We start from the raw sequence: 13,373 nt of genomic DNA on the forward strand, positions 1-13,373 counted from the left end.
GAATCGTGCACCGGAACTCCTCGCAGCAGACGTCAACGCACTACCGAGCCGATACTACGTCCCCCCCGCGCGGTCCGCGAAAGAGCGGGGGCGGGGACGGTACGCCCCCCGCGGCCGTGACCACTAAGGTGGTTCACGACATACGCGCGGATCCGCGCCGCACCCTCAGACCCGGGAGAACCACAAGTGACCAGCGCGTCGGAGATCACCGAGCTCACCACCGCCCGCCACCCATCCGACTGGACCGAACTGGACTCCCGTGCAGTGGACACCGCACGCGTTCTCGCCGCCGAGGCCGTGCAGAATTGCGGCAGTGGTCACCCGGGCACCGCGATGAGCCTCGCCCCGCTGGCCTATACGCTCTACCAGCGCATCATGCGGCACGACCCGTCCGATCCGACGTGGGTGGGACGGGACCGCTTCATCCTGTCCTGCGGGCACACCTCACTCACCCAGTACATCCAGCTGTACCTCGCCGGGTTCGGCCTCGAACTCGAGGATCTCAAGGCGCTGCGTACGTGGGGCTCGAAGACTCCCGGCCATCCCGAGTGGCGGCACACCGACGGGGTGGAGATCACCACCGGCCCGCTCGGGCAGGGACTGGCCTCCGCGGTCGGTATGGCGATGGCGGCACGGTACGAGCGCGGGCTGTTCGACCCGGACACCCCCGCGGGCAAGAGCCCGTTCGACCACTTCATCTACGTGATCGCCTCCGACGGTGACATTCAGGAGGGCGTCACGGCCGAGGCGGCCTCGCTCGCGGGCACGCAGCAACTCGGTAACCTCATCGCGATCTACGACGACAACGAGATCTCGATCGAGGACGACACCCGAATCGCGTTCAACGAGGACGTCGCGGCCCGCTACGAGGCCTACGGGTGGCACGTCCAGACGGTGAACGGCGGCGAGGACGTGGCAGCGATCGAGGAGGCGATCGCCGACGCACGAGCCGTCACGGACAAGCCGTCGATCATCGTCCTCCGCACGATCATCGCCTACCCGGCGCCGAACGCGATGAACACCGGCGCGGCGCACGGTGCCGCGCTGGGCCAGGACGAGGTCGATGCCGTCAAGGAGGTCCTCGGGATGGGCGGCACCGAGCCGTTCACCGTCGAGGACGAGGTGATCGCCCACACCCGTGCGGCCCGCGACCGCGGCGCCCGCGTCCACGCGCAGTGGAGCGACATGTTCCACGCCTGGGCGGAAGCCAACCCGGAGCGCAAGGCGCTGTTCGACCGCCTCTACTCGGGCCAGCTCCCCGAGGGGTGGGACGCCGACTTGCCGACCTGGGAGGCCGACCCCAAGGGCGTCGCGACCCGTAAGGCCTCCGCCGAGGCCATCCAGGCCCTCGCGGCCACGCTCCCGGAACTGTGGGGCGGTTCCGCCGACCTCGCCGGATCCAACAACACCCCCATCAAGAACGCGGACTCCTTCGGCCCCACGTCGATCACCACCGACACGTGGACCGCCTCCCCCTACGGGCGGAACCTGCACTTCGGTGTCCGGGAGCACGCGATGGGCGCGATCCTCAACGGCATCGCACTCCACGGCCCCACCCGCCCGTACGGCGGGACGTTCCTCATCTTCAGCGAGTACATGCGCCCGGCCGTCCGGCTGGCCGCGCTCCAGGGCAGCAACGCCTACTACGTGTGGACCCACGACTCGATCGGTCTGGGCGAGGACGGCCCGACCCACCAGCCGGTCGAGCAGCTCGCGGCGCTGCGCGCGATCCCGGGGCTGGCGATCCTCCGTCCGGCCGACGCCAACGAGACCGCCGCCGCCTGGCGGGCGATGCTGGAGGCGCTCGACGGGCCCAAGGGGCTGTGTCTGACCCGGCAGAACGTGCCCGTGCTCGAGGGCACCGCGCAGCTCGCCCGTGAGGGTGTCGAGCGGGGCGGCTACGTCCTCGCCGAGGCGTCGACGGGTACCCCCGAGGTGATCCTCATCGGCACGGGGTCCGAGGTCCAGCTGGCCGTGGCCGCGCGGGAGACCCTCGAGGACGCGGGCGTGCCCACGCGGGTGGTCTCCATGCCCTGTGTCGAGTTCTTCGACCAGCAGGACGCCGAGTACCGCGAGTCGGTCCTCCCGTCTGCCGTGCGCGCCCGGGTCTCGGTCGAGGCCGGCATCGCGATGCCGTGGTACCGGTTCCTCGGGGACGCCGGCCGGGCCGTCTCGCTCGAGCACTTCGGCGCCTCCGCGCCCTACGAGACCCTGTTCACCGAATTCGGGATCACCGCCGACGCGGTGGTCTCCGCCGCCCGCGAGTCGCTCGCGGCCGCCCGAGGGGAGGCATCATGACCAACGCCAATCTCGCCGCTCTCAGTGCCGCCGGGGTCTCCGTGTGGCTCGACGACCTGTCCCGTCAGCTCCTCGCCTCCGGTGAGCTCGAGATGCGGATGGCGGAGTACTCCATCGTGGGTGTGACCACCAACCCTGCGATCTTCCAGTCGGCACTGGCGGACTCGTCGGCCTACGAGGGCGCCCTCGCCGAGGCGGTGCGGGCCGACCGCGAACTCGCCTCCGTGGTCCGCGCGCTCACCACCGCAGACGTCCGGGACGCCTGTGACCTGTTGGCGCCGACCTATCGGGCGACCGACGGCGTGGATGGCCGCGTCTCCCTCGAGGTCGACCCGGGCCTGGCACACGACACGGCGGAGACCGTCCAGCAGGCGGTCGAGCTGTCCGCCGCGGTCGACCGGCCCAACGTCATGATCAAGATCCCCGCCACCTCTGCGGGACTGCCGGCGATCACCGATGTCATCGGCAAGGGCATCGACGTCAACGTCACGCTGATCTTCTCGGCGGACCAATACCGGAAGGTCGCGGAGGCGTACCTCACCGGCCTAGAGCGGGCCGTGGCCGCCGGGCACGATCTGTCGTCGATCCACTCCGTGGCGTCGGTGTTCGTCTCCCGCCTGGACACCGAGATCGACTCACGCCTGCCGGAGTCGTCAGAGCTGCGCGGCCAGGCCGGGCTCGCCAACGCCCGCCTGTGCCAGGAGGTCTACGACGAGGTATTCGACCCGGCCGGCCGATTCGGCGAGCTGGCGGACCGCGGCGCCCGGCCGCAGCGTCTGCTGTGGGCCTCCACGGGGGTCAAGGACCCGGCATACCCCGACACGCTGTACGTGACCGGGTTGGTGACTCGCGGGACCGTCAACACGATGCCCTTCGCCACCATGCAGGCGTTCGCCGACCACGGCGTGGTCGAGGGGGACACGGTCCGTGGGACCGCCGAGGCCTCCCGGGCCACGCTCGACGCGTTGCGCGCCGAGGGCATCGACCTGGACGAGGTCTTCGCGCTGCTCGAGCGCCAGGGCGTGGAGAAGTTCGTCACCGCCTGGGACGACCTGATGGACACGGTGAGGGCGCGGATCGACGAGATCCCGTCGGATTCGTGACCGGCCCCGACCGTCTGGACACGTCCGACGCCGATAGTTCGACAGGGGCCACCGAGGGATGGGTCAACCCGCTCCGGGACCCCCGCGACCGGCGTCTGCCGCGGATCGCTGGGCCCTCCGGCCTCGTGATCTTCGGCGTCACCGGTGACCTGTCCAAGAAGAAGCTCATCCCGGCGATCTACGATCTCGCCAACCGGGGTCTGCTCCCGCCCGGGTTCTCGCTCATCGGGTTCGGTCGGCGTCAGTGGGCGCACGAGGAGTTCGCGGCGTTCGCCCGCGAACAGGCCCGCGAGCGCTGCCGGACACCGTTCCGTGAGGATGTATGGGAGCAACTCGCCGCGGGACTGAGGTTCGTGACCGGCACCTTCGACGACGACGAGGGATTCGACCGCCTCGCGGGCCAGCTGGTCGCGCTCGAGGCGGAGCGGGGCACGGCTGGCAACTACGCGTTCTACCTGTCGATCCCCCCGGATGACTTCCCGACCGTGTGCCGGCACCTCGATCGCACCGGGTGCACGCGGGGCCCCGAGGGGTCCTGGCGCCGGGTGGTCATCGAGAAACCCTTCGGTCATGACCTGGCCAGTGCGCGCGAGCTCAACGCGGTCGTGGGGGCGGTGTTCCCCGAGGACTCGGTGTTCCGTATCGACCACTACCTCGGCAAGGAGACGGTCCAGAACATCCTGGCGTTGCGCTTTGCCAACCAGCTCTTCGAGCCGGTGTGGAACGCCAACCACGTGGACCACGTCCAGATCACGATGGCCGAGGACATCGGTCTCGGCGGGCGCGCCGGGTACTACGACGGTATCGGTGCCGCGCGCGACGTCATCCAGAACCACCTGATCCAGCTGATGGCGCTGGTGGCGATGGAGGAGCCGACCGATTTCTCCGCCGCCGCGCTGCGTGCGGAGAAGACCAAGGTCCTCGAGTCCACCTCGCTGGCGTTGCCGATCTCCGAGACCGCCGCGCGCGGTCAGTACGCCGGTGGCTGGCAGGGTTCCGAGCAGGTCGTCGGGCTGAAGGACGAAGAGGGCTACGACCCGTCCTCGGCGACCGAGACCTACGCGGCCATCACCCTGGAGGTCCACAACCGACGGTGGGCGGGCGTCCCGTTCTACCTGCGGACCGGTAAGCGCCTGGGGCGTCGTGTCACCGAGATCGCGGTCGTCTTCCGGCGCGCGCCGCACCTGCCCTTCGACGCAACGATGACGCAGGAGCTGGGACAGAACGCCCTGGTGATCCGCGTCCAGCCGGACGAGGGGGTCACCCTGCGGTTCGGGTCGAAGGTACCGGGGACCGCGATGGAGGTCCGCGACGTCAACATGGACTTCGCCTACGGCGAGGCGTTCACCGAATCCTCCCCCGAGGCGTACGAGCGCCTCATCCTCGACGTGCTGCTGGGCGAGCCGTCTCTCTTCCCGGTCTCGCGTGAGGTGGAGTTGAGCTGGCAACTGCTCGACCCGGTCCTGCGCGAGTGGAAGTCCGAGGGCCAACCGGAGCAGTACCAGGCGGGCACTTGGGGGCCCAGGGGCGCCGACGAGATCCTGGCCCGCAGCGGCCGCGCATGGAGGCGACCGTGATCATCGACCTACCCGACACCTCGACCCGCGCGATCGCCAAGAAGCTGGTGCAGATCCGCGAGGAGGCGGGCCTGAGCACGATCGGCCGCGTCCTCACGCTGATCGTCATCACCGACCACGTCCGTGGCAGCGAGTCGGCGATCGACGCGGCGAACGAGGCCAGCCGGGAGCACCCGTGCCGCGTCATCGTGGTGATCCGGGGGCGGCGCGCCGACGCCGATCGGCTGGATGGCCAGATCCGCGTCGGCGGCGACGCCGGCGCGGCGGAGGTCGTCGTGTTGCGCACGTCCGGCGCGATGGCGTCGCAGTCGGCGTCGCTCGTGACGCCGCTGCTGCTGCCCGACACCCCGCTCGCGGTGTGGTGGCCCCGCCACTCCCCGACGCTGCTGTCCGAGGACCGCGTGGGTCGGCTCGCCCGGCGCCGCATCGTCGATTCGGACGCCGAGGGGCATCCGACGGACGCCCTGGCCAAGCGAGCGGCCGGGTACTCCCCCGGTGACACCGATCTGGCGTGGGCGCGCATCACCCATTGGCGTTCGTTGCTGGCCGCGACCCTCGATCGACCCCCTTTCGAGCCGATCACGGGCGCCACCGTGTGCGGGCCGGAGCGTGCGGCGTCGGTCGATCTCGCCGGCGGGTGGCTAGCGTCCCGCCTCGGGATCGACGTCCTGCGGGCGGTCGGGCCCAGAATGGTCGTGTTGGAGCGGGCCTCCGGGTCCATCGTCGTCGAGCAGGTCAGCGCGACCTCCGCGGAGCTGCGCATCACCGGGCAGTCCCCCACGCGGGTCGCTCTCGTGGGTCGGAGTGTGGCCGACTGTCTGGCGGAGGAGTTGCGCCGCATGGACACTGATGGTGTGTACGCGGACGCGTTGGCCAACCACGATCGCGTCATCTACACCTCGGCGTCGGTTCGCTGAGCCGGGGCCGGAAGGCCGGCACCCGCGTCCGTTCCCACCCCACCACCACGACAGGAGCGTCGATGTCAGTCACCCGTCATCTCGTCCATGAGGATGCGCAGTCCCTCGCGGAGGCCGCCGCCCTCGCCGCGGCCGGTCACCTCAACGAGCGCGTTGCCGCGGCCGGCCGGGCGACGCTCTCCCTGACCGGTGGTTCGGTGGGCGTGAAGACGGCCGCCGCCCTCGCCGGAACCGAAGTCGACTGGAGCCGGGTCACGATCTTCCTCGGGGATGAGCGCTTCGTCCCGGCCGATCATCCCGACCGCAACGACGGGCAGCTCGCCGAGGTGCTGTTCAATGCCGTCGGCGACCGGGCCACCATCCACCGCTGGCCGACGCGGGGAGATGAGTTCGACGACGTCGACGCCGCCGCGGAGGCGTTCCTCGCGGAGGTGGACCTGCCCGGTGCCGGTGGCGACGAGCCGTTGTTCGACGTGACGCTACTCGGGATGGGGCCGGAGGGGCACATCGACTCCCTGTTCCCGCACACTCCGGCGATCGCCGAGACCGAACGGCTGGCGGTGGGCGTCCGCGACTGTCCCAAGCCGCCGCCGGAGCGACTCACCTTCACGCTGCCGGCGGTGCGCCGGTCGCGGCACGTCATCGTCGTGGCCACCGGAGAGGGGAAGGCCGAGGCGGTCGCGAAGGGTCTGGGTGGTGCTGATCCGGCGGACTGGCCGGTCGCCGGGGCTGTCGGCACCGAGTCCACGACCTTCCACCTCGACGGGCCAGCCGCCTCGCTGGTGAGCTGACGCCGGCCCGGCGCTACTCGTCGGATGACCAGGCACGACGGAAAGGGGTGCGCGCCCTCCCACGTGGGAGAGCGCGCACCCCTTTTGGCGCGTCTGGGCCCCGAGCGGGGATCAGCCGAAGCGGACGAGCAGGCCGACGGCGATGATCGCGATCACCCAGAGGACCGCGACGACCACGGTGACCCGGTCCAGGTTGCGCTCGACGACGCTGGAGCCCGACAGGCTCGACTGGACGCCGCCACCGAACAGCGAGGACAGGCCGCCGCCCTTGCCGCGGTGCAGCAGGATGAACAGCATCAGCAGCAGGCTGGTGATGATGAGGAAGATGTCCAGGGCGAGCTTCATGTAGGGATCGTGCCTCACGTCAGGTCGGGCGGTCGGGTGCGACCGCTACAGACTACCCGGTCGGGCGTCCGCGGTTGGTCCCGGCGTGCGGGGCCGGCGAGGGCCGGACCCGCCGGGGGCGGGATCGGATCAGGGCAGCGGGCCGCCGGCGGCGATCGCGCACAGCTGGGCGAACTCGTCCGGCTTGAGTGATGCCCCACCCACCAGGCCACCGTCGACGTCCGACTGTTCGAGCAGCTCGCCGACGTTCGAGGCGTTGACGCTACCGCCGTACAGGACACGCATCGACTCGGCCGTCTCGGCGTCGGCGAGCTCGGCCAGCGCGGAGCGGATGGCCGCGCACACCTCCTGCGCGTCGGCGGCGGAGGCGGTCTTGCCGGTTCCGATGGCCCACACCGGCTCGTACGCGATGACCGTGGAGGCCAACTGCGCGGTCGTCAGACCCTCCAGCGAACCCTTGAGCTGGTTCACGACGAAGTCCACGTGGTCACCGGCCTCGCGGACCTCGAGCTTCTCCCCCACGCAGACGATCGGGGTCAGGCCGTGACGGTGTCCGGCCGCGGCCTTGGCCGCCACGAGTTCGTCGGTCTCGGCGTGGTAGTCGCGGCGCTCGGAGTGGCCCACGACGACATAGGTGCAGCCGAGCTTCGCGAGCATGGAGGCCGAGATCTCGCCGGTGTAGGCGCCGGATTCGTGCACCGAGACGTCCTGGGCTCCGTAGGCGAAGCCCAGCTTGTCACCTTCGATGACGATCTGGACGCCTCGGATATTCGTGAACGGCGGGAGGAACGCGACGTCGACCTTCTCGAGGTACTTCTCCGGGAGGGAGAAGGCGACCTTTTGCACGAGTGCGATCGCCTCGAGGTGGTTGAGGTTCATCTTCCAGTTGCCGGCGATGAGCGGAGTGCGTGACATGTTCTCTCCTTGTAGTTCCTGGGTGTCCGGGTCAGTTGCCGCGCTCAAGGACGGTGACGCCGGGCAGTTCCTTACCCTCCAGGTACTCCAGCGAGGCGCCACCGCCGGTGGAGATGTGGGAGAAGTTCTCCTCGCCGAGCCCCAGGGTGCGCACGGCGGCCGCCGAGTCGCCGCCACCGACGACGGAAAACGCTCCGGCGGAGGTCGCGGTGATGATCGCCTCGGCGACGCCGCGGGTGCCCGCGGAGAAGGCCTCGAACTCGAACACGCCCATCGGCCCGTTCCAGAACACGGTCTTGGCCGAGGTGAGCTTCTCGGCGAAGGCGGCGACCGACTCGGGGCCGATGTCCAGGCCCATCGTGCCCTCGGGGATCGCGTCGGCGGGAACCGTGGTGTGGGGGGCGTCGGCGGCGAACCCGTCGGCGGCGACGACGTCCACGGGGAGCGTGATGACGTCGCCGTACCTGGCCAGCAGGTCCTTGCAGGTGTCGATCATCTCCTCCTGCAGCAGCGAGGAGCCCACACCGTGGCCCTGCGCGGCGAGGAAGGTGAAGCACATGCCGCCGCCGATGACGAGGGTGTCGACCTTCGGAGCCAGCGCCTCGATCACGGCGAGCTTGTCCGAGACCTTGGATCCACCGAGCACAACCGCGTAAGGACGCTTCGGGTCCCCGGTGAGGTCGGCGAGCACGTCGACCTCGCTCTGCACGAGATCGCCGGCGTAGGCAGGCAGGAGCTTGGCGACGTCGTAGACGGAGGCCTGGGCGCGGTGGACAACGCCGAAGCCGTTGGATACGAACGCGCCGTCCTCGCCCACGAGGCTCGCGAGTTCCGCGGCGAACGCGGCCCGCTCGGACTCGTCCTTGCTCGTCTCGCGGGGATCGAAGCGGACGTTCTCGACCAGCAGGACGTCGCCGTCGGTCAGGCCGTTGGCCCGCTCACGCGCGTCCGGCCCCACCACGTCACCGGCGAGCTGGACGTACCGCCCCAGCTCATCTCCCAGCTTCTCCGCCACGGGTGCGAGGGAGAACTTGGGGTCGGCCTCGCCCTTGGGTCGGCCGAGATGGGCGGTTATCACGAGTGCCGCGCCCGCGTCGAGCAGCGCGTTAAGTGTGGGCAGCGAGGCGGTGATGCGGCCGGCGTCGGTGATGGTCTTCCCGTCGAGCGGGACGTTGAGGTCGCAGCGGACGAGGATCTTGCGGCCCTCTACGCCGGCGTCGAGCAGGTCGGAGAGCGTGCTCACGGCCATGTGGTGGAACTCCTGTCGGAAGAACTGTGGGTGGGTCACCGGGTGGGTGGGCTGACCGTGCGGCGCCGGTCGATGTGCGCCGGGCCCGGCCGGGACGCTCGCGGCGTCCCCGGACCGGGCCCGGTGGTGGTACGGGGTCGTCAGGCCCGAAGGCTCTCAGAGCGACTTGCCGACCAGGCCGATGAGGTCGGCCAGGCGGTTGGAGTAGCCCCACTCGTTGTCGTACCAGGAGGCGATCTTGATCTGGCCGTCGATCGCCTTGGTCAGCGGCGCGTCGAAGATCGACGAGTGCGGATCGGTGACGATGTCAGAGGAGACGATCGGGTCCTCGGTGTACTTGAGGATGCCCTTCATCGGCCCCTCGGCGGCGGCCTTGACCGCGGCGTTGACCTCGTCGACCGAGGCCTTCTTCTCGAGCTCGACGGTGAGGTCGGTCAGGGAGCCGGTGGGCAGCGGGACGCGAACGGCGTAGCCGTCGAACTTGCCCTTGAGCTCGGGCAGCACGAGGGAGACGGCCTTGGCGGCACCGGTGGAGGTCGGGACCATGTTCAGCGCGGCGGCGCGGGCGCGACGCGGGTCCTTGTGGGGCGCGTCCTGCAGGTTCTGGTCCTGGGTGTACGCGTGGATCGTGGTCATGAGGCCCTTGACGATGCCGAACTCGTCGGACAGAACCTTGGCCACGGGCGCGAGGCAGTTGGTGGTGCAGGAGGCGTTCGAGATGATCGTCTGCGAGCCGTCGTACTTGTCGTCGTTGACACCCATCACGATGGTGATGTCCTCGTCGGAGGCGGGGGCCGAGATGATGACCTTCTTGGCGCCGCCCTCGAGGTGGCCGCGGGCCTTCTCCGCCGAGGTGAAGATACCGGTGGACTCGACGACGACGTCGACGCCGTAGTCACCCCACGGAACGGAGGCGGGGCCCTCCTTGATGGCGAGCGCGCCGATCTTGGTCCCGCCGACCGTGATCGAGGTGTCGTCGTAGGTGACGTCCTTGCCGAGGCGACCGAGGATCGAGTCGTACTTGAGCAGGTGAGCGAGCATGTCGTTCGTGGTCAGGTCGTTGACGGCCACGATTTCGATGTCCGTCTTGCCCTCGGCCTTGAGAGCCTCCACCGCGCGGTAGAAGTTGCGGCCGATACGTCCGAATCCGTTGATGCCTACGCGCACGGTCACTTCGATGTCTCCTTATTGGTGGTGCGAGAACGCTGGACGTCACCAGGGCCGGGTGGGGCCCGGGGACGTGACCCAGACTACCCGCCGGTGCCCGGCCACGTGCAGGGTGTTCTGGGGGCCGATCAGGCGTCGTCGAGCATGTCCTCGGTGACCACGGACTCGGTGTCCGGGATCCCGAGCTCGGCGGCCTTGCGGTCCGCCATCGACAGCAGTCGCCGGATGCGTCCGGCGACCGCGTCCTTGGTCATGGGCGGGTCGGCGAGCTGTCCGAGTTCCTCCAACGAGGACTGGCGGTGTTGGACGCGGAGCTCGCCGGCCGCTAGAAGGTGGTCAGGGACGTCCTCGGCGAGGATTTCCAGCGCCCGCTGGACGCGGGCCGCGGCCGCGACGGCCGCGCGGGCGGACCGGCGGAGGTTGGCGTCGTCGAAGTTAGCCAACCGGTTGGCGGTGGCGCGGACCTCGCCACGCGAACGACGCTCCTCCCAGACGTCCCTGGTCGACGTGGCCCCGAGGCGGGCCAGTAGGACCCCGATCGCCTCCGCGTCGCGAATGACCACCCGGTCCCCTCCCCGCACTTCGCGGGCCTTGGCGGTGACGCCGAGTCGGCGCGCGGTACCCACGAGCGCCATCGCCGCCTCCGCTCCGGGCGCGGTCACCTCGAGGGCCGACGAGCGACCTGGCTTGGTGAGCGACCCGTGCGCGAGGAACGCCCCCCGCCACGCGGCTTCGGCCGCCGCGACGGACCCGCCGACGACGGCGGCGGGGAGCCCGCGGACGGCCCGCCCGGTGTTGTCGATGAGCCCCAGTTGGCGGGCGAGGTCGGCGCCCCGGTCGATGACGCGGAGGACGAACTTGCGGGCGGGGCGGCCGCCCGAGCCCCCGATCGGGTGGATCTCGCAGGCCACGGAGAAGAGGGCGTCGAGCTCTGCGGCGAGCCGATCGGCGATCTCGCCGGAGTCGACCTCGGCCTCGATGACGAGTCGGCCGGAAAGGATCTGGAGCGTTCCGGCGAACCTCAACAGCGCGGCGACCTCGGCCCTCCTGGTCTCGGTGTTCCCGACGGGGACCCTCACCAGTTCGGACTTGACCTGTGCGGTCAGCGACACGCCCTGCTCCTTTGTTCTCCGGTCGTCACCCCGCGCCCCCCGGCAGCGAGGCGGCGAGTGCCGTCGCCAGCGAGGCGGGGTCGTGGACAGCCCTCATGGTCCCATCCGAGCGGGTCTCGGCTATCTCCGCGGTCACCACGCGGGCGCCCAGTCCGGCCGCCGCGCGCTCGAGGTGCTCACGTTCGGTGGCGCTGAGCGGCATCCGCGGGTCCACGAGCAGGACGTCGACATCGACCCGAGGCGCGTGCTGGCGCAGAACATGCAGATGTTGCTCTGCCGAGAAGCCCGCCGTCTCCCCCGGCTGCGGGGCGAGGTTGAGCACGAGGGCCTTGGTGGCGGCGGTCCGCGTGAGGGACGCCGCGATCTCCGGTACGAGCACGTTGGGGATGACGCTGGTGAACCACGAGCCGGGGCCGAGCACGACGAGGTCGGCGTGTTCGATGGCCTCGACCACCCCGTCCGCGGCGGGCGGGGCGTCGGGGATCAGGCGCACGCGTCGGACGCTGCCCGGCGTGGTCGCCACGGCCACCTGCCCGATGATGGTGCGCACGACCCTGGGGTCGGCCTCGAGACCGACGACCTCGGCCGCGATGTCGAGTGCCACCGGGGACATGGGCAGGACGCGCCCCGTGACTCCGAGGATCGAGCCGACCGCGTCGAGTGCCTCGATCGGGTCCCCGAGCAGTTCCCACAATCCGGCGAAGACGAGGTTGCCGACGGCGTGCCCCGCCAGGGCCCCGGTGCCGCCGTAGCGGTGCTGGAAGAGACTCGTGAGGCGGGCGTGTTCGTCGTCCTCACCGGCGAGGGCGCACAGCGCCATGCGCAGGTCGCCGGGCGGGAGGATGCCGAGCTCGCGGCGCAGGCGTCCCGAGGAGCCCCCGTCGTCGGCGACGGTGACCACCGCGGTGACGTGGTCGGCGACGAGCCGACCGGCCCTCAGGGTCGCTGAGAGCCCGTGCCCGCCTCCGAGTGCGACGAGGGAGGGGATCCTTTTCGTGGGTTCCGTCATCGCGGGGTCACTCCCGTCCGAGGTCGCGGTGGCGGACGTGCACGTCGACCGCCTCCAGGCCGGTCAACCGGCCTGCGAGGGACTCGGAGATGGCCACACTGCGGTGCTTGCCGCCGGTACACCCCACCGCGATGGTCATGTACCGCTTGCCCTCGCGTCGGTAGCCGGTCATCGCGAGCCGGATCATCGTCACGGCGGCGCGCAGGTACTCCTCGATCGACTCGTCCGCCAGGACGTAGTCCTGCACCGGCTTGTCGCGCCCCGTGTGGGGTTGGAGTTCGGGGATCCAGTGCGGGTTGGGCAGGAAGCGCATGTCGAGGAGCATGTCGACGTCCACCGGGACCCCGTACTTGAAGCCGAACGACTCGACGGTGAGGTGGAAGTCGAACCCCGGGTCGCCGAACGGCGTCTCCAGACGGTGGCGCAGGTCGTGAACGCTGAGCGCGGTCGTGTCCACGACGACGTCTGCGCGTCCGCGCAGACCCTCGAGGGTCCTGCGTTCCCGGGTGATGCCGTCGATGAGCCCGCCGCCGGACTGCAGGGGGTGCGAGCGGCGCACATTGTTGAACCGGTTCACCAGCGCCTCGTCCGAGGCGTCCAGGAACAGGATGCGGGACCTCTGTCGGCCGGCGAACAGCTCGAGCAGCTCACCCAGGTGCTCGTCGAAGCCCAGGCTGCGCGTGTCGGCGACGATCGCGAGACGGCGGGGTTCGTCGGCCGAGTCGTCGAAGCGGCCGAGGAACTCCCCCACGAAGGACAGCGGAAGGTTGTCCACGACGTACCACCCGAACTCCTCGAGGACTTTCGAGGCGGTCCCCTTTCCGGCTCCCGACATACCGCTGATCAGGAGGAGCTCACGCCCCCGGTCCTTGTCGCCGTCGTCGTCCATC

Annotated in this window: 12 protein-coding genes; 5 read left to right on the forward strand and 7 right to left on the reverse strand. The window is 70.3% G+C overall.

All coding sequences use genetic code 11. The annotated features are described in order from the left end of the window. Nucleotides 1–186: 186 nt before the first annotated feature. From tkt to pgl, 5 genes are all read left to right on the forward strand, one after another. Nucleotides 187–2,298: a transketolase gene (gene tkt, locus C3V38_RS14065; RefSeq protein ID WP_106386075.1), complete on the forward strand. Its 2,112-nt coding sequence runs from the start codon at nt 187–189 to the stop codon at nt 2,296–2,298. Further along, nucleotides 2,295–3,401 carry a transaldolase gene (gene tal, locus C3V38_RS14070; RefSeq protein ID WP_061229192.1) on the forward strand — a complete coding sequence of 369 codons (1,107 nt, stop codon included), beginning with the start codon at nt 2,295–2,297 and terminating at the stop codon, nt 3,399–3,401. The genes tkt and tal overlap by 4 nt, the downstream gene beginning before the upstream one ends. Further along, the gene (gene zwf / locus C3V38_RS14075; RefSeq protein WP_371412123.1) at nt 3,398–4,978 is read left to right on the forward strand and encodes a glucose-6-phosphate dehydrogenase; all 1,581 of its coding nucleotides are present in this window, start codon (nt 3,398–3,400) and stop codon (nt 4,976–4,978) included. The genes tal and zwf overlap by 4 nt, the downstream gene beginning before the upstream one ends. Further along, entirely contained in the window at nt 4,975–5,895 is a 921-nt protein-coding gene (locus C3V38_RS14080; protein WP_311200786.1) for a glucose-6-phosphate dehydrogenase assembly protein OpcA, read from the forward strand. The genes zwf and C3V38_RS14080 overlap by 4 nt, the downstream gene beginning before the upstream one ends. Nucleotides 5,896–5,957: 62 nt before the next feature. Then, nucleotides 5,958–6,686: a 6-phosphogluconolactonase gene (pgl, locus tag C3V38_RS14085; protein ID WP_106386076.1), complete on the forward strand. Its 729-nt coding sequence runs from the start codon at nt 5,958–5,960 to the stop codon at nt 6,684–6,686. A 111-nt stretch (nt 6,687–6,797) separates the two neighbouring features. Here pgl and secG read toward each other — a convergent pair whose 3' ends face one another. The 7 genes from secG to rapZ form a co-directional block, all read right to left on the reverse strand. Then, entirely contained in the window at nt 6,798–7,031 is a 234-nt protein-coding gene (secG, locus tag C3V38_RS14090; protein WP_007628575.1) for a preprotein translocase subunit SecG, read from the reverse strand. A 129-nt stretch (nt 7,032–7,160) separates the two neighbouring features. Further along, a complete protein-coding gene (gene tpiA / locus C3V38_RS14095; protein ID WP_061228641.1) occupies nt 7,161–7,946 on the reverse strand; it encodes a triose-phosphate isomerase in 786 nt (261 codons plus the stop codon). Between the two features lie 31 nt (nt 7,947–7,977). Further along, the gene (gene pgk, locus C3V38_RS14100; protein WP_106386077.1) at nt 7,978–9,195 is read right to left on the reverse strand and encodes a phosphoglycerate kinase; all 1,218 of its coding nucleotides are present in this window, start codon (nt 9,193–9,195) and stop codon (nt 7,978–7,980) included. A 156-nt stretch (nt 9,196–9,351) separates the two neighbouring features. Continuing rightward, a complete protein-coding gene (gap, locus tag C3V38_RS14105; protein WP_061228643.1) occupies nt 9,352–10,368 on the reverse strand; it encodes a type I glyceraldehyde-3-phosphate dehydrogenase in 1,017 nt (338 codons plus the stop codon). A gap of 122 nt (nt 10,369–10,490) precedes the next feature. Continuing rightward, entirely contained in the window at nt 10,491–11,474 is a 984-nt protein-coding gene (whiA, locus tag C3V38_RS14110) for a DNA-binding protein WhiA (RefSeq protein ID WP_106386078.1), read from the reverse strand. A gap of 25 nt (nt 11,475–11,499) precedes the next feature. Continuing rightward, nucleotides 11,500–12,483 carry a uridine diphosphate-N-acetylglucosamine-binding protein YvcK gene (gene yvcK / locus C3V38_RS14115; protein WP_106386079.1) on the reverse strand — a complete coding sequence of 328 codons (984 nt, stop codon included), beginning with the start codon at nt 12,481–12,483 and terminating at the stop codon, nt 11,500–11,502. Between the two features lie 7 nt (nt 12,484–12,490). Further along, nucleotides 12,491–13,372: an RNase adapter RapZ gene (gene rapZ / locus C3V38_RS14120; RefSeq protein WP_106386080.1), complete on the reverse strand. Its 882-nt coding sequence runs from the start codon at nt 13,370–13,372 to the stop codon at nt 12,491–12,493. Between the last annotated feature and the right edge of the window lies 1 nt (nt 13,373).

The sequence above is a fragment of the Dietzia sp. oral taxon 368 genome (genome assembly GCF_002999155.1).
Lineage (GTDB): Bacteria > Actinomycetota > Actinomycetes > Mycobacteriales > Mycobacteriaceae > Dietzia > Dietzia cinnamea.